This window comes from Flexithrix dorotheae DSM 6795 (assembly GCF_000379765.1).
Lineage (GTDB): Bacteria > Bacteroidota > Bacteroidia > Cytophagales > Flammeovirgaceae > Flexithrix > Flexithrix dorotheae.
In genome coordinates this window covers 534,505-560,699 of sequence record NZ_KB903430.1, presented here as the reverse complement: position 1 = coordinate 560,699, position 26,195 = coordinate 534,505, and the positions used below count along the sequence as shown (strand labels likewise).

The 26,195-nt window shown below is 36.2% G+C and carries 28 protein-coding genes; 19 read left to right on the top strand and 9 right to left on the bottom strand.

Annotated features, from left to right (window positions below; all coding sequences use genetic code 11):
* The first annotated feature begins 161 nt into the window (after nt 1–161).
* From A3EM_RS0102350 to A3EM_RS0102320, 6 genes are all read left to right on the top strand, one after another.
* Nucleotides 162–860: a response regulator transcription factor gene (locus A3EM_RS0102350; RefSeq protein ID WP_020526558.1), complete on the top strand. Its 699-nt coding sequence runs from the start codon at nt 162–164 to the stop codon at nt 858–860.
* A 230-nt stretch (nt 861–1,090) separates the two neighbouring features.
* A complete protein-coding gene (locus tag A3EM_RS47420; protein ID WP_020526556.1) occupies nt 1,091–1,267 on the top strand; it encodes a hypothetical protein in 177 nt (58 codons plus the stop codon).
* 174 nt (nt 1,268–1,441) lie between these two features.
* Nucleotides 1,442–2,077, top strand: a complete 636-nt coding sequence (locus A3EM_RS0102335; RefSeq protein WP_020526555.1) for an urease accessory protein UreH domain-containing protein — start codon at nt 1,442–1,444, stop codon at nt 2,075–2,077.
* A gap of 58 nt (nt 2,078–2,135) precedes the next feature.
* On the top strand, nt 2,136–2,945 hold the full coding sequence (larE, locus tag A3EM_RS0102330) for an ATP-dependent sacrificial sulfur transferase LarE (protein WP_020526554.1): 810 nt from the start codon (nt 2,136–2,138) through the stop codon (nt 2,943–2,945).
* Nucleotides 2,946–2,959: 14 nt separating this feature from the next.
* Nucleotides 2,960–3,709, top strand: coding sequence for a nickel pincer cofactor biosynthesis protein LarB (larB, locus tag A3EM_RS0102325; protein ID WP_020526553.1), 750 nt, complete (start codon nt 2,960–2,962; stop codon nt 3,707–3,709).
* 67 nt (nt 3,710–3,776) lie between these two features.
* Nucleotides 3,777–4,649: a hypothetical protein gene (locus tag A3EM_RS0102320; RefSeq protein WP_157637708.1), complete on the top strand. Its 873-nt coding sequence runs from the start codon at nt 3,777–3,779 to the stop codon at nt 4,647–4,649.
* Nucleotides 4,650–4,657: 8 nt separating this feature from the next.
* Here the strand turns inward: A3EM_RS0102320 and A3EM_RS0102315 are convergent, their stop codons facing one another.
* Nucleotides 4,658–6,061, bottom strand: a complete 1,404-nt coding sequence (locus tag A3EM_RS0102315; protein WP_020526551.1) for an NCS2 family permease — start codon at nt 6,059–6,061, stop codon at nt 4,658–4,660.
* Between the two features lie 347 nt (nt 6,062–6,408).
* Here A3EM_RS0102315 and rpsL point away from each other — a divergent pair, with 347 nt between their 5' ends.
* The 4 genes from rpsL to rpsJ all read left to right on the top strand — a co-directional run bounded on the left by rpsL (nt 6,409) and on the right by rpsJ (nt 9,832).
* Nucleotides 6,409–6,792 carry a 30S ribosomal protein S12 gene (rpsL, locus tag A3EM_RS0102310; protein WP_026210056.1) on the top strand — a complete coding sequence of 128 codons (384 nt, stop codon included), beginning with the start codon at nt 6,409–6,411 and terminating at the stop codon, nt 6,790–6,792.
* Nucleotides 6,793–6,816: 24 nt separating this feature from the next.
* Nucleotides 6,817–7,299, top strand: a complete 483-nt coding sequence (gene rpsG / locus A3EM_RS0102305; RefSeq protein ID WP_020526549.1) for a 30S ribosomal protein S7 — start codon at nt 6,817–6,819, stop codon at nt 7,297–7,299.
* 5 nt (nt 7,300–7,304) lie between these two features.
* Nucleotides 7,305–9,440, top strand: coding sequence for an elongation factor G (fusA, locus tag A3EM_RS0102300; protein WP_020526548.1), 2,136 nt, complete (start codon nt 7,305–7,307; stop codon nt 9,438–9,440).
* Between the two features lie 86 nt (nt 9,441–9,526).
* Nucleotides 9,527–9,832: a 30S ribosomal protein S10 gene (gene rpsJ / locus A3EM_RS0102295; RefSeq protein WP_020526547.1), complete on the top strand. Its 306-nt coding sequence runs from the start codon at nt 9,527–9,529 to the stop codon at nt 9,830–9,832.
* 51 nt (nt 9,833–9,883) lie between these two features.
* Here the strand turns inward: rpsJ and A3EM_RS0102290 are convergent, their stop codons facing one another.
* Together A3EM_RS0102290 and A3EM_RS0102285 are read right to left on the bottom strand one after the other, a co-directional pair.
* Nucleotides 9,884–10,477, bottom strand: a complete 594-nt coding sequence (locus tag A3EM_RS0102290) for a methyltransferase family protein (RefSeq protein WP_020526546.1) — start codon at nt 10,475–10,477, stop codon at nt 9,884–9,886.
* Nucleotides 10,478–10,498: 21 nt separating this feature from the next.
* On the bottom strand, nt 10,499–12,271 hold the full coding sequence (locus A3EM_RS0102285; protein WP_020526545.1) for a sulfatase family protein: 1,773 nt from the start codon (nt 12,269–12,271) through the stop codon (nt 10,499–10,501).
* Between the two features lie 590 nt (nt 12,272–12,861).
* Here A3EM_RS0102285 and A3EM_RS0102280 point away from each other — a divergent pair.
* From A3EM_RS0102280 to A3EM_RS0102265, 4 genes are all read left to right on the top strand, one after another.
* Nucleotides 12,862–13,104, top strand: a complete 243-nt coding sequence (locus A3EM_RS0102280; protein WP_020526544.1) for a DUF2492 family protein — start codon at nt 12,862–12,864, stop codon at nt 13,102–13,104.
* 140 nt (nt 13,105–13,244) lie between these two features.
* Nucleotides 13,245–13,808, top strand: coding sequence for a DNA-3-methyladenine glycosylase I (locus A3EM_RS0102275; RefSeq protein WP_020526543.1), 564 nt, complete (start codon nt 13,245–13,247; stop codon nt 13,806–13,808).
* A 36-nt stretch (nt 13,809–13,844) separates the two neighbouring features.
* Entirely contained in the window at nt 13,845–14,666 is an 822-nt protein-coding gene (locus A3EM_RS0102270) for a DUF4349 domain-containing protein (RefSeq protein ID WP_026210055.1), read from the top strand.
* A gap of 168 nt (nt 14,667–14,834) precedes the next feature.
* Nucleotides 14,835–15,272, top strand: a complete 438-nt coding sequence (locus A3EM_RS0102265; protein WP_020526541.1) for a Dabb family protein — start codon at nt 14,835–14,837, stop codon at nt 15,270–15,272.
* Nucleotides 15,273–15,314: 42 nt separating this feature from the next.
* Here A3EM_RS0102265 and A3EM_RS0102260 read toward each other — a convergent pair whose 3' ends face one another.
* Nucleotides 15,315–16,322: an SIR2 family protein gene (locus tag A3EM_RS0102260; protein WP_020526540.1), complete on the bottom strand. Its 1,008-nt coding sequence runs from the start codon at nt 16,320–16,322 to the stop codon at nt 15,315–15,317.
* A 205-nt stretch (nt 16,323–16,527) separates the two neighbouring features.
* On the opposite strand from A3EM_RS0102260, the gene A3EM_RS0102255 reads away from it, so the two are divergent.
* Nucleotides 16,528–17,313 carry a segregation and condensation protein A gene (locus A3EM_RS0102255; RefSeq protein ID WP_020526539.1) on the top strand — a complete coding sequence of 262 codons (786 nt, stop codon included), beginning with the start codon at nt 16,528–16,530 and terminating at the stop codon, nt 17,311–17,313.
* Here the strand turns inward: A3EM_RS0102255 and A3EM_RS0102250 are convergent.
* The 3 genes from A3EM_RS0102250 to A3EM_RS0102240 all read right to left on the bottom strand — a co-directional run bounded on the left by A3EM_RS0102250 (nt 17,310) and on the right by A3EM_RS0102240 (nt 19,960).
* On the bottom strand, nt 17,310–18,299 hold the full coding sequence (locus tag A3EM_RS0102250; protein ID WP_020526538.1) for an AAA family ATPase: 990 nt from the start codon (nt 18,297–18,299) through the stop codon (nt 17,310–17,312). The genes A3EM_RS0102255 and A3EM_RS0102250 overlap by 4 nt on opposite strands.
* A gap of 237 nt (nt 18,300–18,536) precedes the next feature.
* On the bottom strand, nt 18,537–19,358 hold the full coding sequence (locus A3EM_RS0102245; protein ID WP_020526537.1) for a hypothetical protein: 822 nt from the start codon (nt 19,356–19,358) through the stop codon (nt 18,537–18,539).
* Nucleotides 19,359–19,417: 59 nt separating this feature from the next.
* Entirely contained in the window at nt 19,418–19,960 is a 543-nt protein-coding gene (locus A3EM_RS0102240) for a MotA/TolQ/ExbB proton channel family protein (RefSeq protein WP_020526536.1), read from the bottom strand.
* Between the two features lie 648 nt (nt 19,961–20,608).
* On the opposite strand from A3EM_RS0102240, the gene A3EM_RS0102235 reads away from it, so the two are divergent.
* The 4 genes from A3EM_RS0102235 to A3EM_RS0102220 all read left to right on the top strand — a co-directional run bounded on the left by A3EM_RS0102235 (nt 20,609) and on the right by A3EM_RS0102220 (nt 24,721).
* Complete coding sequence (locus A3EM_RS0102235; RefSeq protein ID WP_020526535.1) at nt 20,609–21,952, top strand: ammonium transporter; 1,344 nt, start codon at nt 20,609–20,611, stop codon at nt 21,950–21,952.
* Nucleotides 21,953–22,172: 220 nt separating this feature from the next.
* The gene (locus A3EM_RS0102230) at nt 22,173–23,222 is read left to right on the top strand and encodes a porin (protein WP_020526534.1); all 1,050 of its coding nucleotides are present in this window, start codon (nt 22,173–22,175) and stop codon (nt 23,220–23,222) included.
* 77 nt (nt 23,223–23,299) lie between these two features.
* Entirely contained in the window at nt 23,300–23,962 is a 663-nt protein-coding gene (locus A3EM_RS0102225) for a DUF4468 domain-containing protein (RefSeq protein ID WP_020526533.1), read from the top strand.
* Nucleotides 23,963–24,058: 96 nt separating this feature from the next.
* Nucleotides 24,059–24,721: a response regulator gene (locus A3EM_RS0102220; RefSeq protein ID WP_020526532.1), complete on the top strand. Its 663-nt coding sequence runs from the start codon at nt 24,059–24,061 to the stop codon at nt 24,719–24,721.
* 261 nt (nt 24,722–24,982) lie between these two features.
* On the opposite strand, the gene A3EM_RS0102215 is transcribed toward A3EM_RS0102220, so the two are convergent.
* Together A3EM_RS0102215 and A3EM_RS0102210 are read right to left on the bottom strand one after the other, a co-directional pair.
* Entirely contained in the window at nt 24,983–25,234 is a 252-nt protein-coding gene (locus A3EM_RS0102215) for a type B 50S ribosomal protein L31 (RefSeq protein WP_020526531.1), read from the bottom strand.
* 266 nt (nt 25,235–25,500) lie between these two features.
* Complete coding sequence (locus A3EM_RS0102210) at nt 25,501–25,992, bottom strand: hypothetical protein (RefSeq protein WP_020526530.1); 492 nt, start codon at nt 25,990–25,992, stop codon at nt 25,501–25,503.
* Nucleotides 25,993–26,195 lie beyond the last annotated feature (203 nt).

Here is a 26,195-nt window from a genome sequence, read left to right as displayed (position 1 = left end):
TGACGGTGTTTTTGCCTTATTTTAACGGTAATGGTATCAATTTTTAATGTTACCCAATTGTTACATTATTATTTACATTTTATCAATAAATTAAGTGAAGCCTTATTTAAATAAGCTTATCATTTAATTTTGGATAACCTTGGTAAACTAAAATAATAAAAATGGGTAAGAAAAAGCATAAAGTTTTAGTAGTTGATGACGAACAGGATATTGTTGAAATACTGCGCTATAATCTTGAAAAGGAAGGATATGAGGTGAAAACAGCTAATGATGGAAAGAAAGGTCTTGAAATAGCTAAAAAATTTCTTCCTGAATTGGTGCTGATGGATATTATGATGCCGGTAATGGATGGAGTGGAGTCTTGCCGGCAGATAAGAGATATTCCTGAAATGAAATCTGCCTATATTATTTTCTTAACCGCAAGAGCTGAGGAATATTCTGAGGTAGCGGCATTTGATGTTGGAGCAGATGATTACATCATAAAGCCAATTAAACCCAGGGCTTTAATGAGCCGGATTAATGCACACTTCAGAAGAGAATTAAAAAATAAAGAAAACGAAGAGGATATTATCAAAATCGGGAAATTCATAATTGACCGATCCAGTTATACCCTCCATATCGAAGATCTTCAGGTAAACCTGCCCAAAAAAGAATTTGAATTACTTTATTTCCTTGCTGAATCTCCCAATAAAGTTTATGGAAGAGATGAGTTACTGGCAAGTATTTGGGGATCGGATGTCTATGTTTTAGCAAGAACGGTAGATGTACATATCCGAAGAGTAAGGGAAAAAATCGGAAGTCAATATATTAAGACGGTAAAAGGAGTTGGATATAAATTTGATATGGCAGATCAGGTTTAATCTTTCTGGTATTAAATAAGAAAAGGCCTGTTTTCCTAGCCATTGGGAAACAGGCCTTTTTTGCAAAATGAAAAATTAACTGTGACCGGACCGGGTTTTGGGAATAAAAATGAGGAGCATTTCTTGATGAAAATAATGCCTGAATTATCTGCCCGGAAAATTTAAACATTTCGGTTAAAATCGGGGTTTTAGATTTAGTACCAGTATTTTTCACATCAACCCCTAAAACCATGATACTTCTGAGCTATTTTTTACTAATAGATGGATTAGTGAAAGAACCCGATGCCATTTTGATTAATTGGGTCTTAATCATTTTAATGTCGGTGGTTGGTATAAGCTTACTTATTCTTACCTATAAAATTCTGACACAAAAAAGGGTTTACAGAACCGGGAAAATTCCTCACTGATAATTAAACGCACAATTCAAAGTAATCCTTTCCCGGTCAAATCCCCTCATTTCCTTTGTTAGAAGTTTTTGGTTTACTCAACCAATTTTTAATTGAACCTTTAGTAATCCATCAGTAGATTTGATAAATATTATGGTTATCTTGATCTTTGAAAAATTTCAAACTGATTTATAAATGTTTTTTCAGCTCTTTGGTTTGTTAACCACCGGTTTTTTTCTTGGAATACAACACAGTTTTGACGCAGATCATGTAGCAGCAGTTTCAACTATTGCTACTAAAAATAAAAACCTGAGGAAATCGGCAATGGTCGGTGCCTACTGGGGGTTTGGGCATTCCCTGTCCTTATTAGCCATTGGGGTTTTGGTATTAGTTTTTAAAATCACTTTGCCTGATATCATATCTCAGTATTTTGATGTGGCAGTTGGGGTGCTCCTGGTTTATTTGGGTCTGGCTATGTTGAGAAGTTATTATTTGAAAAAGGATCAGTCGGTGATGCCCGGAGAGGCCAATCCAAGACATCAGCATATTCACAAATCCTTTTTTATAGGAATTCTTCATGGACTGGCAGGAAGTGCTGCTGTGATGCTGCTGGTATTGTCTAGCATTGATTCTATGATGGATGGATTGCTTTTTTTGCTTTGTTTTGGAGTCGGAACTATTTTGGGAATGATGGTGAGTGGGACAATTATCGGGTATTCATTCCTTTTAACGCAGAGATATAAGCGGTTTGGGAATGCTTATCTGATCATAATTGCTTTAATTTCTATCGGAATTGGAGTCCATGTAATTCGGGAAAACTGGGTGTTTTAGCATATTTTTTTAATTCGATTGGAATAAGCTCTAATAATTCTTAAAAAATTAATGTTTTATGGAAGCTATTGACCGTAAATATGAAAATTTAAAAGACTACATCGGTGAGCTGGGTGCACTGGTGGTGGCATATTCCGGTGGGGTGGATAGTGCTCTTGTGTTAAAAGTAGCTACTGAAGTGCTTGGCAAAAAAGCTATTGGAGTGACCGCTGATTCTCCTTCAGTTCCAAGAGTTGAAATTGAGGAGTCAAAATCTATTGCCGAATCAATCGGGGCCAGGCATATATTGGTGGCGACCAATGAAATTGAAAACGATAATTACTCCCAAAATCCCGTTAACCGATGCTATTACTGCAAATTTGAACTGTATTCACATTTAATCCATGTGGCTAGGAAAGAGGGAATCAAGGTTGTAGCTAATGGAACTAATCTGGATGATTTGGGTGATTATCGGCCGGGACTGGAAGCTGCAAAAGAATTTCAGGTGGTGAGCCCTTTAAAAGAAGCTGGCTTAAATAAAGCTGATGTAAGGACTTTAGCCAAAAAATTGGGTTTAAAGATTTGGGATAAGTCTGCCAGCCCCTGCCTGGCTTCAAGAATTCCTTATGGAAACACCGTCACACCTGAAAAACTTGCCATGGTAGAAAAAGCAGAAGTTTTTCTGAAAGCCTACGGCTTAAAAGAATTAAGGGTGAGACATTTTGGAGGAACCGCCAGAATCGAAACTCCAAGAACTGATTTGCCTACGATAGAAAATCATTTCGAAGCCATTTCGAATTATTTTAAAAAGCTTGGGTTTGAAAATACGGAATGGAAACAATTTAAAAGTGGGGCGCTAAATGCCTTAATAAAAGATTTAAAAGATTAAATCCTTATTAACACATGTATCAGGATAAACTAAAAGCACTTTTACAGGCTGTAAAAGAAGATAAATTACCTATTGAACAAGCCTTTCAACAACTTACCAAATTGCCTTTTGAAAACCTTGGCTTTGCTAATATCGATCATCACAGGACCATAAGAAGGGGATATCCTGAAGTAATTTTTTGTCAGAACAAAACTACGGAGCAAGTATTGGCGATTGCCCAGTCAATGCTGGTAAATTCAACTGTTTTGGCCACAAGGGCTACGAATGAGATGCTTGGAGCCATTAAAGAAAAGTTTCCCCAGGCCCAAATCAATGAACTTGCCCGTACCTTTTTAATCACGCATCCTGAAAAAAAAGTAGAGCCGGATCCTCACAAAAAAATCCTGATTTGTAGTGCCGGTACTTCAGATCTGCCTGTGGCTGAAGAGGCGGTGGTGACAGCAAAAAGCATGGGACAAACAGTGGAAAGTTTGTATGATGTGGGAGTTGCCGGAATTCACAGGCTTTTCAATAATATGGATAAAATTGATGCTGCTAATGTAATAGTAGTAGTGGCAGGAATGGATGGGGCATTGCCATCTGTGGTTTCAGGACTGGTAGATAAACCTGTAATAGCAGTTCCAACTTCTGTGGGATATGGGGCGAGTTTTCAGGGAGTCGGACCTTTACTTTCCATGCTCAACGCCTGTTCCCCCGGAATCACAGTGGTGAATATTGACAATGGTTTTGGGGCTGGATATTTTGCCGCCATGATTAATAAGTAGCAAAAATTTTTGCTTTAATGACAATAGCCTTTCTTGTATTTGCCTGAGGAATGGGTATTTTCGCACTATGAAACATGCTGCGTTAATTCTGTCGATGCTCATTGGGGTGGTGCTCCCTTTTGGTGATCAGCTTACTTTTATGGTGAGGTATCTGGTAATGGGGATGTTATTTTTTGCCTATCTGGATATTAAAATTTCCCGAAATATCATAACCAAAAGTCACTTTCTAATCCTTTTAGCCAATATATTAATAGCATTTGTTTTCTATTTTATATTTCTCCCATTTAACCCGGAATTAGCAGTAATTGCTTTTATCACAGGGATAATGCCAACTGCAGCAGCAGCTCCGGCCATAATCAGTTATTTAGAGGGAAAAGTGGCTTTTGTAACATTTTCGGTAGTGCTTACCAATAGTGTAATCGCCCTGATTATTCCTTTTGTTTTGCCCTCCATGGTTTCCGGAGATATTTCCCTTAATGTATTGGATATACTGGCTCCGGTATTGTCAGTGGTTTTTATTCCTTTATTATTATCATGGATGGTGAAAAGATTTTTGCCTGTGGTACAACCCCATTTATTGAAAATAAAAGGGTTATCTTTTATTATGTTTAACCTTAACATTTATATTGCTACTTCTACCGCCACAAGATTTATAATGGAAGGTTCAAGCGCTATTACTATACTAAACTGGATTGCCATTATGGCTTTATTCATATGTGTAACCAGTTTTGCAATAGGGAAATGGATTGGGAAAAACACGAATCCGGAAGAATCCAGGCAGGCCCTTGGAAGGAAAAATACCATGTTTTCCATTTGGATTGCCTTGACATACCTCAGTCCATTAGCAGCACTTGGTCCCATGTTTTATATTCTTTGGCATAACCTTTATAATTCTTATCAGATTTATAGATTAGGCCAGAAGAAAAAGCTAAAGGTTTAGGCAATTGCCTAAACCATGGCAAAACGGATAATGAACAAGGAGGTAATTCCATAAACTACCGGATGAATATTTTTAAATTCTCCCTTTACCATTTTAATTAAGGTATAAAAAATCAGGCCAGCCCCTATGCCATTGGCTATGCTATAGGAAAATGGCATAATGGCAATAATCATAAATGCGGGTACGGCTTCTTCAAGATTTTCAAAGTTGATGTTTTTTAAAGTTCCCATCATTAATACCCCAACCAAAATGAGTGCAGGTGAAGTGGCAGCCGCTGGAATGATGCCGGCAATGGGTGCCAGAAAAATGGAGAGAAAGAATAAAACCGCAACAACTACCGCAGTCAGTCCGGTTTTCCCTCCTGCTACAATTCCAGAACCACTTTCTATATAGGTAGTTACTGAAGAAGTACCCAATAAAGCACCAATTGTAGTTGCAAATGCATCCGCCATGAGAGCTTTTTCAATTCTGGGAAGTTTCCCTTCTTTATCCAGAAATCCTCCTTTTGCAGCAGTTCCCATCAGGGTGCCCATGGTGTCAAATAAATCCACTAGTGTGAAGGAAATGATAATGGTTATAATGGCAATCACTAAATCAAAAAGGGAATGATCTCCAGTGCCATTTTTGAATAATCCGGGAATATCGAGTTGAAGAAATGTAGGGGTAATGCTAAATGAATCAAGGGTAAATGCTTCTGGAATTTGGGTTACTCCCAAAGGGATGCCGGCTATAACCGTTAGAATAATTCCCAATAGCAATGCTGCCCTGACTTTCAAGACCATTAATATAACAAGGATAAAGAATCCAATGAGGGCCAGCAAAATATCGGGCTGGCCTAAATTACCAAATTCTAATACCTGGGAAGGGGCATTTAGTACCTGGTTTGCCAACTGATTTTTCTCGAGGGTTTCAGCGCCATAAATGATATCTAATATTGGTCCCTGGTTCACCTTTACAATCCCAGCATTATTTAATCCAATAAAAGCGATAAATAAACCAATTCCTGCAGGAATGGCATTTCGAATGGTATCGGGAATAGCTTCTACAATTGTTTTTCGGAACCCTGAAAAGGTAAGGATAATAAAAATAATCCCGGAAATAAAAACTGCTGCAAGACCTTCCTGCCAGGTATATCCCATGGTGAGTACCACGGAAAATGTAAAAAAAGCATTTAATCCCATTCCGGGAGCCTGGGCAAAAGGGTAATTGGCCATTAGTCCCATAATTAATGTTCCAATACCCGCAGAAATACAGGTGGCCAGCATTACACTATTGAAATCCATTCCTGCTTTTGACAGTATAGCCGGATTTACAAAAATGATATAAGCCATAGTAAAAAAAGTGGTAATACCAGCTATGACTTCTGTTTTAAAATCAGTCTTGTTTGCCTTTAGTTTAAAGAAGTTGTTCATTTGAAAGCTTGAAAATCTAGAGGAAAAAAAATAGTGATAGTTTGATAAGGGTAAGAAAATACTAAATTAAATTCTTTAAGCAAGATTGGGAATCTTAAAGAGAATATTCTTGTAGTTTATTCAGGAAAAAAAATTAACATAAAAAATAAAGTCACATTTTATGTTAAATGCTCCTTAAAAAAGGCTTTTAGAGAGAGATAGAGGGGGTGTTTAGGGCCTTGTAGAAATGTTACTTATAAATTCAAATAGAGTTGAAAAAATATTTACAACTCTATTTTGTAATAGTTTACATAATTTCTACCTTTGCAGTTCTAAAAATTGAGTTACGTAAAATAAATAGTATATAAATGCCTACTATTCAACAACTAGTAAGGAAGGGACGAAAGAATTTATTATCAAAATCAAAGTCTCCCGCATTAGATTCATGTCCTCAGAGAAGAGGAGTTTGTACGAGGGTGTATACCACTACTCCAAAGAAGCCAAACTCAGCAATGAGAAAAGTGGCCAGGGTAAGATTGACAAATGGAAAAGAGGTTAACGCCTATATCCCTGGAGAGGGACATAACCTTCAGGAGCACTCTATTGTGCTAATCAGAGGTGGAAGGGTAAAAGATTTACCTGGTGTAAGATACCATATTATCAGAGGAGCTCTTGATACTGCTGGTGTAAACGGTAGAACTCAAAGGAGATCCAAATATGGAGCGAAGAGACCTAAAGATGCTAAGAAATAAAAATTATATAAATAATAAGGTGAAATGAGAAAGAGTAAGCCTAAAAAGCGCTATGTGTTGCCTGATCCAAAATTCGGTGACACTCTTGTTACTAAGTTTGTTAATAGTTTGATGATATCAGGCAAAAAAAGTTTGGCTTATGGCATATTTTATAATGCCCTTGATATTGTTGAAGAGCGATTAGGGAAAGATGATCCTTCTGTGAATGGATTAGAAGTATGGAAAAAAGCTCTTAATAATATTATGCCAGGGGTAGAGGTGAAGAGTAGAAGGGTTGGTGGTGCAACATTTCAGGTTCCAACTGAAGTTAGACCTGAAAGAAAAGTATCATTGGGAATTAAATGGATGATCAACTTTTCTTTGAAAAGAAATGAGAAGACCATGAAAGAGAGGTTGGCAGGAGAGATTATTGCCGCATCCAAAGGTGAAGGAGCAGCAGTGAAGAAAAAGGATGATACCCATAGAATGGCAGAAGCAAATAAAGCATTTTCACATTTTAGATTTTAATAAAAGTGGCTACCAAAGATTTAAGATTACAGCGGAATATCGGTATTATGGCGCACATTGATGCCGGTAAAACCACTACAACAGAAAGAATTTTATATTACACCGGTCTAAGTCATAAAATAGGAGAGGTACATGAAGGTGCCGCTACTATGGACTGGATGGAGCAGGAGCAGGAAAGAGGTATTACCATTACTTCTGCTGCGACTACAACCTTCTGGAACTATCCAACAGTTCAGGGGCAACCAGTTGACGAAACTGAAGAATACCGGGTAAATATCATTGATACTCCTGGTCACGTGGATTTTACAGTTGAGGTAGAAAGATCGCTAAGGGTACTTGATGGTGCTGTAGCTCTTTTTTGTGCTGTATCCGGTGTAGAGCCACAATCTGAAACAGTTTGGAGACAAGCTGATAAATATAAAGTACCAAGAATCTGTTTCGTGAATAAAATGGACAGATCAGGTGCTGATTTCTTTAAGGCAGTTACAGAAATTAGAGAAAAGTTAGGTGCGAATCCAGTTCCTCTTCAAATTCCAATTGGTGCGGAAGAAGGCTTTAGAGGTGTGGTTGATTTAATTACCAACCAGGGAATTATCTGGAATGAGGAGGATAGAGGAATGACTTATAAAGTTGTTGATATTCCTGAGGAATTGGTGGATACTGTGGAAGAATGGAGACAAAACCTTGTAGAGGCAGTAGCAGAGTATGATGAGGTTTTATTAGAGAAATTCTTTGATGATCCAGAATCAATTACTAAGGAGGAAATGATGGCTGCTATTCGAAAAGCAGTTATTGATATGTCAATGTCTCCTGTATTATGTGGATCTGCTTTCAAAAATAAAGGTGTTCAGGCTGTATTGGATGCTGTTGCAGCATTCCTTCCCTCTCCTTTAGATCTTCCTCCGGTAACAGGAATTAACCCTGATACTGAAAAAGAAGAAGTGAGAAAGCCAGAAACCAGTGAGCCATTTTCAGCATTAGCATTTAAAATTGCTACTGACCCATTCGTAGGTAGACTGTGCTTTATGAGAGCTTATTCTGGAAGCTTACCTTCAGGTTCTTATGTTTACAATATGAGAACTGGAAAGAAAGAGCGTATTTCCAGATTACTACAAATGCACTCTAATAAGCAGAATCCTATCGAAAAGGTAGATGCGGGTGATATTTGTGCTGGTGTAGGTTTTAAAGATATTAAGACTGGAGATACTTTGGTAGAGGTTGGTAAGCCTATTGTTTTAGAGGAAATGACTTTCCCTGAGCCAGTAATTGGATATGCCATCGAACCGAAGAAACAGGCTGATGTTGATAAATTAGGTGCTGCAATTGCTAAGTTAGTGGAGGAAGATCCTACCTTAACTGTAAAAACTGATCATGAAACTGGTCAGACGGTATTGAGAGGTATGGGAGAACTTCACCTTGAAATTATCATCGATAGATTGAAAAGAGAGTTTAAGGTTGAAATCAACCAGGGTGCTCCTCAGGTTGCTTATAAAGAAGCTCTTCAATCTTCAGCTGAACATAGAGAGTTATTTAAGAAACAGTCTGGTGGTAGAGGTAAATTTGCCGACATTCAGTTTGAATTAGGCCCTGCTACTCCTGATGAGGATGGAAACGTGAAGTTAGGACTTGAGTTTGTGGATGAAATTAAAGGTGGTGTGATTCCTAAGGAATACATTCCTGCTGTTCAGAAAGGATTTGAAGAGGCAATGAAGAATGGTGTACTTGCAGGTTTCCCAGTGGAATCTATGAGAGCAAGATTATTCTTTGGTTCTTACCATGATGTCGATTCAGATAGTTTATCTTTTGAAATGGCTGCTAAAATGGGCTTTAAGGAGGCTGCTAAAAAATGTTCACCTACCTTGATGGAGCCTGTTATGGCTGTTGAAATTGTTACTCCAGATGAATATACTGGTAGTGTGATTGGTGACCTGAATAAAAGAAGGGGACTTCCAAAAGGTCAGGAAGTGAAAGGTGGTGCTGTGGTAATTAAGGCTGATGTTCCTTTATCTTCACTATTTGGATATGTAACTGATTTGAGAACTATTACTTCAGGAAGGGCTTCTGCATCATTGACTTTCTCACACTATGATCCAGTTCCAAAGAACATTGCTGATGAAGTAATCGCAGCTTCAAAGGCTTAATTTTAAAAATTAAACATTAATCCGGGAGAAATTTTTCTCCCGGATAAACCATAAAAAAGTATTGGCAGACGGCTAATAAAAAAAACATGAATCAGAAAATAAGAATTAAATTAAAATCGTACGATCACAATTTGGTTGATAAATCATCTGAGAAAATTGTGAGAGCTGTAAAGGCAACAGGTGCTGTAGTTAGTGGTCCTATTCCATTACCGACTGTTAAGGAAAAATTTACAGTATTGAGATCTCCTCACGTAAACAAAAAATCAAGGGAGCAATTTCAGCTTTGTACTTATAAAAGACTAGTTGATATTTATTCTTCTTCTGCAAAAACTGTTGATGCTTTAATGAAACTTGAGTTACCAAGTGGAGTTGATGTTGAAATTAAGGTGTGATAAGAGAAAATATTATTAAGAAGGCCTTGTAAGAAATTACAAGGCCTTTTTTTATCTGTTTTTGAAATTCAGTTTTGGAATGAGCATAGGAACTTTTGTTTTATATTCAGCGTATTTCTGACCGTAAATCTTCACCAATTTTTTCTCTTCTAATTTTATTCCTATAAAAATGTAAATCAATATACAGGTGAAATTGATGAAATTTCCCAGGCTTGGGGAAAAGATGATAAAACCCAAAAGGATTAATATGCTTCCTGAATAAAGCGGATGGCGCACTTTTTTTAATATCCCCTCTTTTTTGAATTCCTCCATCGAATCAGAATCTTTCAATTGGTTAATCCCGATAAATTCCCTAAGACTGTAAATTCTAAAAGCCGATTTAATCACCAAAATTCCATAGGTTGCCGGGATTAAACTAAGGAATTTCGTTAGATCAGTGGTTTCGTAAAACTTGATTGGTGGTATTAGTGCAGCATAAAAAAGAATAAACAACAACCCTCCTGTAGCAATTAAATTATAGCATACCCTGTAGTATTTGCCTACAAAAGACAGTCTTTCTTTTACCTTATCGGAAGCCAGAAGGCTATGAAATAAGAAGTATATACCCCAAAATAGGATGAGAAAAAAATAATTATTTACTGGCACGTGGAAAGGTTTAAATTGTGATCACATTTCTAAATCTTTCACTTCCTTCCCAAAAGAAAATCCAGCCGACCTGGTCTGGCTAACCTTATACCCATATCTTACTGCCTTGGCAAGTACAGTGCTGTTGGTGTTTACTTCAAATGGCCCGGTGTAAAGTTGCCATTGAATTTTGGATTCACCATCTGGAAGGATAGCAAAAGTAATGGAGGCTCCTTCGGTATTGCAGGACAAACTGACCTTTACAGGAGCTGTAAATGTCCCACCTTTAACTGAAAATTCAGGAATTTCCGTATCAGGTTGAAATCCCTCAGGATACATTTTAGTAATCATTTCCTTTTCCGAAATTACATTATATTCACCCAGGCTGGCTTCCCAGTTTTTTAAGGCTTCCTGTAACCTTGCCAAGTCTTCCGAAAAGTATGTCCGTTTGGCAAGATTGTGCATCTCAAAAGGATCGTGCAATAAATCATACAACTCTTCTTTTGGTTTTTTTTGTGAGAAAAAATACTCTAATTGGAGTGTTTTATTGGCCATTCCTTTAGTTGCAAGCACCTTTTCAGTTGAGGTTAATTTATCCCTTAAAACCATTGGAGCGGAATAGGGTAGATTGGTCTTATAATTTTTAATATACTTATATTGTTTGTCCCTTACTCCTCTTATTTTTTCATCCACACCTCCACTTCGGTCTCTTGAAAGGAATACATATTCTTTAGGAGTAGAGCCTTTCAGTTTGCCCATAAAAACCTTTCCCTGGAGGTGTTTTGGAGGTTTTACACCGGCAAATGACAGCATTGTTGGGGCAAAATCCACAAAACTTACAAGATCGTCTATCTGGTTTTCAGGATGATGTTGTAATGGCCATCTTACAATTAAGGGGACCTTGGTTCCTGAGTCATACAACCAATTTTTGCTTCTGAATAATCCCTGGCCATTATCACTGAAAAACATTACTATAGTTTTATGATGAAGCGTATCCTGCTCCAATTGTTCTATTATTTTTCCAACCTGAACATCAACCCTGGAAATATTGGAGTACATTTTGGCCAAATCCTGTTTGAGCTCCTTTGTGCTGGGCAAATAAGGTGAAACCTTTATTTTATCAAGGTTTAAATTGGATTGGGCGAAACGGGTAGAATCAAGATGTTTCAACTCAATGCTTAATTGCTTTCTTGAAAGGGTACTATCCTTAAGTAGTAAAAAATCTATCAAATCTTCATTGGGCAGGCTCCTTGATTCGTGAGATTGATTGAGTTTAATCACACTAAAAAATGGTTGATCGTTTTTTCTTTTTTTCCAAAGAGGCCTGTAATCTTCATCACTGATGTCCTTTTGGTGATCATCCCATGCGGTAGGGATTTCACCGAATTGGTAATTTGCCTCCCCTTTTATAGAACAATAATATCCCGAGGCCCGAAGGTATTCAGTGAAAATTTTCACTTCGGGAGGCGGAACAGCATAATAACCTTTTTCCTCAGTTTTCTGATGTTGCGCTCCTATTGTTTGTGGGTACATTCCAGTAAACAAAACGGATTCAGAGGTACCATCATAAGGCGCATTGGTGAAGGCATTTTTGAATATTAAACCTTCTTTAGCCAGTTTATCAATATGGGGAGTATTGATAATGGTATCTCCGTAGCAGCTGAGATTCTGGCTCATGTCATCTGCAAGAATCCAGAGTATATTCCATTTTTGCTGCATTGGAATTTTTCGTTCAGTCTCAATTTCATTTTTATTGCATGAAAATAAGGAAAATAATATCATTATCTTCAGCAAAAGGATCGTGGTCTTTTTCATTTTCCTTGTTTAATATCTTAAAAAATATTGAAGTAATTTAAGTTCCTTGCCTGAAAGCGAAAATGTTCAGTTAACGGTCTCTTCGAATTGAGGTTCATGAACCAGGAAGACACTGCCGTGCACAACCCAGTAAAAAGAAATATGGGTAAACCTCTTCATTGTCTTTATTTTTCAAACAAACTGATTACCTGAAAAAAGATGGACAGACAATTGAACTCTTGGATAAATACTGAAAAATCTCAAGATACAAAAACAATTTGTTCCAGTATTTTAAATTTTTCAATTTAATGCAAGGTGAATTGGATAATGTTGTTGGTTAGTACTAATCTTGAAAAAGTATAGAATAATATTAAATTATTCATATTAATACTTTAAAAAGGTAATAAAAAATATTGAATAAATTAAGCCTTTCATTCAAATAATGGTTAATAAGGACAATAATATTGCCATTTCAAATCAAGAATTATTTTCCAAATTTCATTTTAATACAGAGTCAATTCTTTTCCAAATAATATCTTTTCTCTATGATCCACATCATAATTTAAAGCCGGTTAAATGCTGATTTTTGATTGAAATTAAATTTTTGAAAAATGGCAAATACATATCATATCCACGATACGCTCGATTTTATTACGGAAGAACAGGGCAAACTTACCAAAGCTAACTTTGAGGAACAGTTGGCTTCAAAATTTGGAATAGACGTTATGTTTTCCAGTTGTACTATTCCCTATATCCGTATTAATGAAGTGATCTCTTTTCTGGAAATGAAAGGAAAAATTCAATATTCCCCTGATGGTAAAATTATAATGGCAGGAGTATCTTGCGAGCATTAATTTTTTTGGACAGTTAGGGGATCCTATTTCCTTTTGAGGAATAGCAAAAATAGATAGAATGAATATTCTGATTTTTTGTCTATTCCTTTATTTTTTTCTAATATCAGGGTAATTTTCACCTTAAAAGCAAAGACTTTTTAATGGAAAATAAACCTAGATGTTCCTGGTGTCTCAAAGATGATATTTATAAAGCCTATCATGATGAAATTTGGGGGGAACCTCAGCATGATGATCAAAAGCTATTTGAATTTATCAATTTAGAAGGTGCACAGGCCGGATTAAGTTGGTATACCGTTTTGGTGAAAAAGGAAAATTACAGGAAGGCTTTTGATAATTGGGATGCCACAAAAATAATTTATTATGATGAGGCCAAAATCATGGAATTACTGCAAAATCCCGGAATTATACGGAACAGACTGAAAATAAATGCAGTCATTTCCAATGCGAAAGCCTATCTGAAAATAAAAGAAGAGTTTGGCAGCTTCGATCAGTACATTTGGCAATTTACCAACCACCAAACCATTGTAAATCAATTTGAATCACTTTCAGAAGTACCGGCTAAAACTCCGCAATCTGATGAGATGAGCAAAGCACTTAAGAAAAGAGGGTTTAAGTTTGTGGGGTCCACTATTTGTTATGCATTTATGCAGGCCACCGGAATGGTAAACGACCATTTGCTTTCTTGTTGGAAAAGATTGGATTAAAAAATACACCAGGTTTTTATGAAATTTTTAACCAAAATGAAATTAAACTTCTTTCCCAAAATTTTATTTGTATTTCTGATTATGGCTGCCGCTTGCCAAAGCAATCAGGCTTATAAAGAAAGTGTAGTTTCTTCAGACATGGTATTGGATGAAGAATATGAAGAGGGGGAAATGCCTCAAAATGAAAGTGAGATTGAGGGCGAAGTAATGGAACGAAAATTAATAAAAGAAGGAAATATTTCTTTTGAGACTGATGACCTTGAACACACCAAAACCAGAATAAATGTTGCCATTAAAAAATATAAGGCATACCTGGCAAGTGAAAATTCCTATAATTATGACACAAGTATCCGTCAGACTTTAACCATAAGAGTTCCCTCCCAAAATTTTGATAGTTTACTGGCTGCCATAGCCGAAGGAGTAGGACATTTCGATCAGCGAAATATTCAAATTCAGGATGTGACAGAGGAGTTTTTGGATATTACCGCCAGAATCAAAACAAAAAAGGAACTTGAAAACCGATACCTTGATCTGTTGAAAGAGGCCAAAAAGGTTACGGAAATTTTAGAAATTGAACGAGAATTAGGCAAAATCAGAGAAGAAATAGAATCGGTAGAAGGACGATTAAAATACCTTTCTAATCAGGTTAATTTTTCCACTCTTACGGTAAGCTTTTATCAGACTGTTTCAGGTGGTGAGGGATTTTTCTCTCAGATAAAAGATGGTTTTTCAAATGGATGGGAGAATTTGGGTTTTGTTTTTATTGGGTTGGTAAATATCTGGCCATTTCTGATCCTCATCATTTTGGTTGTCTGGGGAATAAATAGGTGGAGGAAGTCGAAAAAAACTAACAACTAAAAATGCTGGGATAATGAGAATACCACAACTTTTCTATGAAACCTGGATACAGTTTTAATTTACAGAAGAAGTAAAAATGACCATTAAAATGGATATAAATCATTTCATTTTCACAGAGTTGGGCAAAATTGAATATATTTAATTTTTCCAATTTTTATTTTAATTCATATGAAGAAAATTAATTTACAATCTATCCTAATTGCCCTTGGTTTTGTCTTTTTAATATCTGCCTTTTCACTAAAAAATATGGGAACTGACACAAACACTGAAGCTAATTCAACCACCGAATTAAAACCTCAAAAACTATTGAGGCATGTGGTATTAATGAAATTTAAGGATGATACTACTGAGGAACAATTGAAGGCCATAACAGATGCCTTCGGGGAGTTGCCTTCCAAAATTAAAGAAATTCACGATTTTGAATGGGGAACTGATGTGAGTCCTGAAAACCTTCAGCAAGGCTTCACTCATTGCTTTTTTGTGACCTTTAAAGATGCTAAAGCACGTGATATTTACCTCCCTCATCCTGCGCATAAGGCATTTGTTGATCTGGCTTCTCCAAGTATTGATAAGGTTTGTGTGGTAGATTATTTTACTAAAAATTAATTGACCACAGTAAGTTTAGCTCTTTCTAAGGAAGGGCTAAACTTATTCCCCCAAATGATTCTCTACAATGTACTGAAAAGCATCCTGATTGATAATATTAGAATCTGGGAAAAGTTTATTCAGTCGTTTTAGCTTTTCCGATTCGGGTGGCTCATAAATGACAATATCCTTAATTTTTGATTTAAACTTCAGGAAAAAAATCAGGTTATCGATATCAGTTTGTGGAAATCCGTAGCCAATAAAGTAAATTTCTGATGCCTCTTCCAGATAGCTTTGGGCTATATTCCAGATGACATTATAAAGTGAACCACTCAGGAATTGCATTTTCGAAAATGCCATGGGAATATAAACAGGGATATCACTTTGGTGAATTAAATTTCTGGAGGGATCATTTTCCGAAACCAGATAGACATTGCTTAAATCTATTTTCTGTGCACCTGGTACGGCAAACCAATTGAATGAACCGTGTAATTTCAGGTATTCCAATACTTTTTTGGTAGAAAGATCGATATTGGACGGGTAGCTGTTCAGGTAATTATTCAGCCTGATGATGTAATCAATTGTCCAGTCTTCTTGCTGAAACTCAAACAGTAATCGCTCCAATAATAAGTCATAATTGAAGGTCATCATAAGGGAAGGAGAGGCATGTGTTTCCGAGTTGTTTAAAAAACTGGCCTGATCCAGAAACCGGGTAAGCAATTCTTTTTTGTCATCATCTACCTTTGGCGAATTTTCCTCTATTTTGTTGTAAATCCAATCCAGTAACTGATGCCTTAATTTGTCATAAAGTAGTTTTTCCTCATTATTATAAAATAGCCTCTTGGATAAAATTACCGTGGCAATTTTTTCAATTTCCATTATTTCTTCCGACCCATTTGACAATTCATTCAAGGAAGAAACAAATTGGATCAGATCGTAATACAAGTGCTTGTCTTTTTCCAGAATTAAGGCATTTGTCAGGTCACTAAGTGTAGGATTATTGGTGGATACTGACTTTGAAAATCCAGCACCCAGAATGAATATCTTATTATATTTTACGCCTTTTAGCATAGTGGTCGGGTATTAAAAATCACAAGGATAAATGTAAGCAATTCCGAAAGGAAATTGACACCAGTATAATTATTAACTTATGAAATTTCAGTTGTAAAAGTTTTCCATTTGATCATCTAAAAAATTCTCTGTTTTTAAGTTTGTCTGCTTGGTTGCAATACTATAATTTTACCAACTGCGAAATTTTAGGTAGAAGCCCCAATACATGGAAGAACATTTTGAAGTAAAAATTCCACTTTTTGAAGGTCCTTTTGACCTTTTATTATTTTTTATCAAAAGGGATGAGCTGGATATTCATGATATTCCCATTTCAAAAATTACCAAAGACTTCCTTGATTATTTACACCAATTGGAAAAAATGAACATGGAGGTTGCCAGCGAATTTATTTTGGTGGCTTCTACTTTGATGAGGATTAAGGCCAAAATGCTTTTGCCACGCGTAGAAAAGGATGAAGAAGGAAATGAGATTGACCCCAGGGAAGAATTGGTAAGGCACCTGCTGGAATATAAAAAATATAAATCGGTTGTAGGTCAATTGGCTGACTGGGAAGACAAAATGCTACAGCACGAGAAGCGGGGAAATATCCTTAAAGAGTTAAAATCCCTGGCTTCGGTAAATAATGTAGAAGTCGAGCTTCAGGATATTGATTTGTATAAGTTATTAAAGGTATTTCAGAAGACACTCAAAAAATTTGAGGAGGGACAAAGAGAGCAGCCCAGACATAAGGTGACTCCGTATCCCTATAAAGTAGAGGAACAGAAAACTTTAATTTTGGGGAAACTTGCCTTTCAGGAAAAACTATCTTTTGAAGAGTTAATTAATGAGGACAGGAATAAAATTGCGGTAATTTTTAACTTCCTGTCAATATTAGAGCTACTGGCTATCAGTAAGATAACGATAAGCCTGGGGTTGGGCTACAATAATTTTTGGATCAGTAAAAATGAGGAAGCTCCCCAAAATACTGATCCTGTGCCTTCTGAAAATGATTAGTGACTGATTTCGATTTTATTCAAAATCGTTTCGATGATAAATTTGGAAGAGATTCCATCGGCTTCAGCTTCGTAATTCAACAAAATTCTGTGATTAAACACATCATAAGCCACTTCTTTAATATCTTCTGGTAGTACATAATCTCTGCCATCGAGAAAAGCAATGGCTTTGGATGCCCTGTTGAGGTTAATACTTGCCCTTGGAGAAGCTCCAAACTGTATATATTCAGAGAGTTGATCCAAACCAAATTCTTTAGGAAACCTGGTGGCAAATACTAATTCAATTATATATTTTTCAAGGCTCTCGGAAATGCTAACCTGATTAATGGCATCACGGATATCGAAAATGTCCTGCTTGGTAAGTAATTGGCGAACCTCAGAATTAAAAGCAAGGTTGGACATTCTTCTCATCACCTCCAGTTCAGCCTCTCTTTTCGGATAGTCAATGAAAATTTTTAACATAAACCTGTCTACCTGGGCTTCTGGAAGTGGATAAGTTCCTTCCTGATCTACAGGGTTTTGAGTGGCCAGTACCAAAAAAGGTTTGTCCAGCTTAAATGTAGTTTCTCCAATGGTTACTTGTCGCTCCTGCATGGCTTCCAGAAGAGCGGCCTGAACTTTTGCCGGAGAACGGTTAATTTCATCTGCAAGGATAAGATTGGCGAAAATGGGCCCTTTTTTTACCTCAAACTCCCCAAATTTCTGGTTGTAAATCATAGTACCGATCAAATCGGCAGGGAGCAGGTCTGGAGTAAACTGAATTCTTTGGAAATCTGACTGAATCACTCTGGCCAGGGTATTTACGGTAAGTGTTTTAGCCAGACCTGGTACACCCTCCAGCAACACGTGCCCATTGGTAAAAAGACCAACCAACAATCTATTGATCATATATTCCTGACCAACAACAACTTTCCCAACTTCTGAGATGACCTGATGGATTTTTTCATGAAGTGACTGGGTACCTTCCGAATATTCGTAATTCTCCATTTTATATTAATTAAAAAAATAAGTGTCAGAATTCCATTTATTATTATGCTACAAAAGTAAGTGCTGGATTCTAAATTGGAAATTTACAGTCAATAAGATGAAGTAAAATGTTTTTTGCATTTTTTAACAATTATAATCAAGTCTCATGACAACTGTAAATATCAGAAATAGAGTTAGTTCCGGGTTTAAGCATGCAAAAGGATTCTTTCATTGTTTGGCCATAGCGGAAAGACGAATTTACAGAAAGGGAAAGTAACCTAAATTACTGTAAAATATCTTTTTGGAATTGCCTTCAATTTGTCGGGTTTCACTATAAAACGCCCTGCTGATTGAATCGGTTAATTTGATGACCCCGGTAAGGGTCTTTTCAGCATGCCCGAATGTAATCATTACTATTTCCCCCAACTTTTCCCTGCTTTTTTTCTGAACTTCATAATGGTTTTCTAGTTCATTTTTCAGTCCTGTTTCAAAACTTTCTTTCATCTCCGGTGCAAAGTCGCCTGTATTTTCATCAAATTCTCCCAAGGAAATGGAAAGTGTTTTTCCATTGATTAAAACCTGGTTGTTATTATTTACATATATATTAATAATAGTGGAGTATGCTTTCAATTCCCCAAGCACCATAATTTGCTGAATTATTTTAGTGCTATCCACGATATCGGTGTTTTGCAACTGATCCAGGTATTGGTAATAAAAATCGGGAGTGAGTTCACCATCCAGTACTTTATTTTCAAGGCTGTAGGAAGTTTGCCCAAATAAATCCATAAGTTTTCTGGAAATCTCCGCAGTACTTTTTTCCAGCAATTCTTTTTGGGCAAGTAGTTCCTGTTCATACATTTTTATTTTTCTTTCCGATTCGTCCAAAGAACTTTCATAGGCCAGGCTTTTTTGTTGTTGATCGGCAAGTTTTTCCAAAGAGGCTTTTAATTCACCCTCTATTTGGTTTTTTTCTGTTTCAAAGGCTTGCTCTCCTTCCTTTTGATTAATCATAAATACAAAAAGGAGAATAAGGAAAACATCTATTAAAGGAGTGAGTTCAAGTAAATTTTTTAATTTCATCAGCTTTTTGATTCGGAAAAGTAAAAATTGTATGGTAGTGAAGGTTGATGCAGCAGAAATTACTCTATTGTAGGCCTTTCCTTTTCAATAAGATATCTGGCTACATCCTTGGTTAAAGTGCTCATCCTTTCCGATACCAATGCATAGTTAGCTGAAACTTTCCCTTCAAATAATTTAAATACAATAGAAAAAAATACGCCCAGCAGGGTAGAAGTTAGTGCCAGAGAGAAGGCAGGCTTTACAGTAGAAAAATCAGTTAGGGCAGGAATAATCCCTAAAATTGTTCCGGCAATCCCCATGAGGGGAAAAATGCTGATGGTATTACTAAATAAATAATACCAGGTGGTAGACTGCTGGTATTTATTTTCCCATTTACTAAAACTCGTGCCTATTCTCTTCTCAATGTCTTCCTGAATCCCTACTCTTTTTTGAATAAGTTTTTCCAGTAGAGAATCTTCTCCAGCCAGTATATCATTTTTTAACTGGAGAATTTCATGGTTGGCTTTAAAAAAGAAATACGTGTTTAATCCGGCCAGGACTATAATCAGGAGATTGAAGGTATTATTAAATATACCTTCTATTAATAGGGTTGTGGTTTGCATAAAAATGATTAAAAGTAATACGCCCAATTTAACCATTAATGTAATCTTCAGGAAATCCTGGAGAGTTTTATGGGAGAATAGCTAATAAAATGTAAGCATAAAACCAAAAAGTACGGGAATTCCGGGGATTTGGGTAAAAATGAGATCATTCAACCGAAAAACAGGCAAATACAGGAAAAATGAAAGAATGGTAGTAAAAATTAACCCCTTATTAGTTAATTGTACTTATTTTAATGATATAGTTGATAAATTATCTTAGAAAATTAAAAAATTTGTGAATTGTTAATGATATGGGTGTTTTTTTGATTTGAAAACATGTAAAAACATAAAATTTAAAAAATTTGGTATTTTTTTTACCTAGTTTATTGTTTATTAAAAATTTGAATTTATATTTGCTTTATAATTATGTAAGTACAAGTACTTAAAGTTAAATTAAGTACTGCTTATTAGGCCAAAGTAACTTTCATCCTTCAACTAACCGTTTCATAATTATTATTTGGGATTATCCCAACCCTTACCAATCACATTCGATACAACACACAAAGATTTTCAACAATAGAGTTGAAGGGTCAGCTCCTTCAATCCCTACTACTATTTTTATTAACTAGATTATTCACAATTCACTTAATTTTTAATTAATACCGTATTATGGAGAACGTTTTTACAAACCTTTTACTTGATGTTTCAAGCTTGGGTATGGTTCCAGAAATGGCAAGCACAGCATCTACTCTTGAAGGCGCTGAGGCTGAGGTAGCTACTCAAATTACTACCCTTACGCTCACTGCAAATAACATCTGGATGATGTTGTCAACTGCATTAGTATTCATCATGCACTTAGGATTTGCGGGTGTTGAGGCTGGATTTACACAAGCCAAAAACACTGTTAACATCCTGTTTAAGAATACTTTAACTCCTGCAATAGGGCTTTTGACCTATGCATTTTTTGGTTTTAACTTAATGTACCCTGGTTTTGCAGAAGGAAGCGCAGGTATTTTTGCTTTTGCTGGTTTTGGTATCGCTCCTCCAGAAAATGGAATGACTGCCGAATATGCAGATGCTGGGTATACCTGGTGGACTGATTTCTTATTTCAGGGAATGTTTGCTGCTACGGCTGCTACTATTGTTTCAGGTGCTGTAGCTGAAAGAATTAAAATTTCAGGTTACTTTATTTTTACTTTCTTCTTTGTAGGAATTGTTTATCCTATCATCGGTAGTTGGAAATGGGGAGGTGGATTCCTTGATGGTATGGGATTCTATGATTTTGCTGGTTCTACTTTAGTTCACTCTGTTGGTGGATGGGGAGCCTTAGCAGGTATCATCGTATTAGGTCCAAGAATTGGAAAATATGTAAACGGAAAAGTAAACGACTTCCCAGGTTCTTCCGTGCCTTTGGCTACTATGGGGGTATTCTTACTATGGTTAGGATGGTTCGGTTTCAACGGAGGTTCTGTCCTTTCTGCTGATCCTGCATTAGTTTCTTTAGTATTGGTTACTACTTCCTTAGCTGCCGCTGCTGGTGCTATTGGTGGAGTATTGATGGCTTTTGTAGTGTTCAAAAGATTAGATCTTGGAATGGCATTGAACGGTATTCTTGCCGGTTTAGTAGGTATTACTGCTGGTGCTGACCAAATGTCTCCAACTGCTGCAATGGTTATCGGTTTAATCGCTGGTGGTTTAGTAGTACTTTCAGCTGTAGGATTAGACAAATTAAAACTTGATGATTGTGTGGGAGCAGTATCTGTTCACTTAACTTGTGGTGTATTCGGAACTTTAGCTGTAGGAATGTTCGGTGCTATGGCTGGTGTAGAGCAGTTCATTACTCAGTTAATTGGTGTTGCTGCCTGTGGTGTTGCTGCATTTGGTTCTGCTTTCATCATCTTCTTCGTACTAGACAAAACTTTCGGATTGAGAGTAAGTGCTGAGCATGAGAAGGCTGGTATGGATAGCCATGAGCACGGAATCAGAGGTTACACTATTACTTTTGATGAATAGTCCAGAGCAATAACTTATAAACTTAAAGAGGTAGGATTTTAAATCCTGCCTCTCCCTAAAAATACAGCACTACAACAAAGTGCACCCTTAATAATTTCACTTCACCTAATTTTCAGCGTACCTGATTTTGCTTTCTAATCCAAAAGCATGGTGGAGATTTTTTATTCTATTCAGAGAGGATTTTTATTAACTCAAACATTTTATTTTAATCTAAAGACTTATGAAAAACAAGTATCTAATCATTTTACTTTCTTTCATTTTTACAAATGTAATGGTGGCTCAGGCTCAGGAAGAAGAAGAAGCTCCATTGTCGCTTTCAGGTTCAGTTGATACTTATTATAAGTATGATTTTTCAGGAAATCCAAATATTGGAACAAGCTTTGGAGAAGATCAGAACTCATTCTCTATTGGTATGGCAAACTTAATTGCCTCTAAAGAAGTGGGAAAAGCATCTTTCGTAGCTGACTTATCATTCGGACCAAGAAGTAATGGTTCTATTCCAAATGCTGATTTTCATATTCAAAATTTATATGTTTCTTATGCCCTTACTGATAAATTAAGTGTAACTGGTGGGTATATGGGTACATTTGTCGGTTATGAGGTAATTTCTCCGACTGCAAACTTCAACTACTCTACTTCTTACCTGTTCACTAACGGTCCATTCCAAAATGCAGGTTTGAAGTTTGACTATGCTGTTTCTGACAGAGTTGCTTTGATGGTAGGTGTTTTCAATGACTGGAACGTATATACCATGAATGATGCTGCCGGAAATATGGATGTAAATTCATTTGGTGCTCAATTATATCTGTCTCCTGTTGATGGATGGGATGCCTACATCAACTTTGTAACTGGTGAAAATAACGGTAATGAAATTGATTTAACCACTACTTATCAGGTTTCAGATGCATTATTACTAGGATTAAATGCGGCTTCTTACTCTGCTCCTAAAATTGATAATGGCGATGGTTCTGAAACTGATGGCGGAGGTTTTGCCGGAGGTGCTTTATATGTAAACTATGCTCTTTCAGATGCTTTTGCATTGGGATTCAGAGGTGAGTATTTCTCTGATGATAAATTAAATATTCTAATGGAAGGTGAAAAAAGTTCTGTTACTGCATTTACAGTATCTGCAAATATTGGTTCAGGACCACTTAAATTCATCCCTGAATTAAGATTAGATTCTGCAGAAAAAGATATTTTTGTTGATGGCGATGGCGCTGCTACAGGAAGTGCTGTACAATTCCTGATGGCTGCAGTATTTGCTTTTTAAGTATCATTTCAAAGAAAAACCTTACCTTCGCTTAAAGGTAGGGTTTTTCCTGTTATATTCTTTTTACTATCTGCACTATGCATTCCTTAACCAGATCAATATTAATAAGCATTTTAGCTTTTATCTCTTGCTTAAATCTCAATGCCCAACAAGCCGGTTTGCCTTTAAGTGAAACAGGTAAAATCACATTTTACGAAGTTGTGGAAGTGGATTCTGTTAAAAAAGAGGTATTATTAAATAATGCTTTTCAATATTTGGCAGGGCTACATTTACCAGAATTGAATGCCACACATAAGAAGAAAAAAAATCCCAAAAAGATTGACAAAAAAATAGCAGGATTGCCAATTGAATTAGATTCTGCAGTCGGAAAAGTTCAGTCCAGGTATGCTTTTAAAGTATATAAGGGAGAATATGCCAAACATGCAGACGGGGAGATTTCCTATAATCTCACAATTGAAGTAAAGGAAGGCAGGTATAGATATATTTTCACCAACTTTATTTTCCAGCCTTATTCCTTAAACAGGTATGGAAAATATACTGCTGTTTCAGGAATTTACAAGCCCCTTGAAGGGCCTCCTTACGAAGGAAATAAAAACTGGAATAAGCACAAGTTAGCGACAGAGGAAAAAATTAACGGGCTGATTACCAGCCTGAAATTAAAAATGCTGGAAAAGCCTATGAGTAACATCGAAGTCAATAAAAACCAAAAGCCGGTTGTTGTTGATCAGGTTGATTGGTAGGGGGGAAGCACACATTATTACCATTTACAAGAGAGGTTTATAACTAAAGAACAATGATTTTGTATTCAACCATTAAATTTTGAATAGTTTAAAACTATGGGTATCATAAAAGTCTTGTTGGCTGATGGACAAATTTTAGTTAGAAACGGAATAAAATCTCTTTTGAAAGAAGAGAAAGAAATATATATAGTTGGTGAGGCTTCCAATGGAGATGAAGCTTTGGAGAAAGTGAAAGCTCTTCAGCCAGATGTATTGGTGTTAGCTATTGAGTTATCCAATCCTAACGGAATTGAGGTGACTAAAAAGGTCCCGGAATATTCCGATCAAACCAAATCTTTAATTTTAACTACTTATAAATCTGAAGATTATGTAATGCAATCTATTGATTCAGGGGCTGAAGGGTATCTGTTAAAGGATGCTAATGAAGGGGAATTGATAGAAGCAATTAAGCGGGTGAATGAAGGGCAAAAATATTTCAGCAGCATTATTTCCGGGATTTTGGTGAATAATTACCTGAAAATCAGGAATCCTAAGGAATCAAAAACAATAAAAGATTTTGACCTGACTAAAAGGGAATTGGAGGTTTTGCAGTTAATTGCCAACGGCATGAGTTCCAGGGAAATCTCTGCGCAGATCAATACCAGTATCCGAACCGTTCAGGTACATAGATTTAACATCATGAAGAAACTGAGCGTGAAAAATGTAGTGGAATTGATCAACATTGCATTTGCCAATAATCTGATTGAACAAGTAGCTTAAAGTCTCCTGAGAAGTTGATTAACCGCCAGAATCGGATAGGATAAATATGCCCAGAGGAAATTAGTGATGGAATCGGTACCTGCGTATCGATTTTTTTTATTCCTGCTATCAGCTGGTGAATAGAAAAAGGATTAGAATAATGATTTGGTGAAAAACACAAAAAACCACTGCTTTTTTTTAAACAGTGGTCTCTTAATAGCCTGATATAATATCCGGACAAAAGCACATTGCCGGGAAATCTATCTACTCCAACAAGCAGTCTTATTTTGCTGCTTTCTTATATTTTTGGTTAAATCTTTCAACCCTACCAGCTTTACTTACAAAGTTGGTTTTTCCAGTGTAGAAAGGGTGAGATTCTGAACTGATTTCCACTTTAATTAATGGATAAGAATTACCGTCTTCCCACTCCTCAGTTTCCTGAGAATTCATTGTTGATTTGGTTAAAAACTTATAACCGCTTGTTATATCATAAAATATAACAGATTTGTAATCCGGATGAATATCTTTTTTCATAATATAATAAATCTATAAACTAGCAAATAAGTCGCTGTAAATTTGAATTTGCAAAATTAATGAAATTACTTAAGATAACAAATATTAAATGAGAAGTGATTTTAATAATTTGATAAAAAAAGCCAATCCATTCGGATTGGCTGCAAAACCGGAGTAACTCAGGCTCTTTGCTAGTGCCACAGACACTAATCACGTAAAAGCAATTTGGTATTGATAATCAGTTGAATAACACCATTTTATTTCATGTCTATTTCTTGATGATCGCACTAGAAATAAAAGCGTGCTCCTAAGGCAGCCCCCAGGTCAAAATCGGTTGCGGGGGCCAGGTTGAGGATAGGTACCACCTCCATAAAAACATCAAATGGGGCATCGTCAAAAATATAATTCGCACCAAATGGTACCCTGACACCCAATTGGGTTTCACTGGCAAAATTTATTTTTCCTCCTAAACCAATATATAAAGGTAATTGTCCTTTAGTTACGCTTACGGTATTCATGAAATGTTTTAAATAATCTACATGAATATGTAATGAACCTTCTCCATAAAACGACCAGGCCACACCTCCTCCAATAGCAGAAGAACCACCAGTCCATTTTTTGAAGCTAATACCAGTAGGTTCACCAATCATTACCCCTAAACCCAGGCCTGGCTTTTGTGCAAAGGCACTACTTTTCAAAAGTATGGCCAGCAATAAAACCAGTGCGGATTTAATGAATTGGTTTTTAGACAAAATATAGTTTTTGGTTTGAAAATCCATAGTTAATTTGATTGGTTAATGAATGATTTAATTTTTAAGTTGAAATTTTAATTGGCGGCAAATGTAATTCATAATTCCCCACTCATCAATAATTCAAAGTTTTTCAAAAAAAAATTAACACAGGCAGCCTTTTTGTAATTCTTCTTGTATTGCTTTTATAGAGGGGTAGGAAGCCTTTTTATGGATCCATCAACTTTATTTTT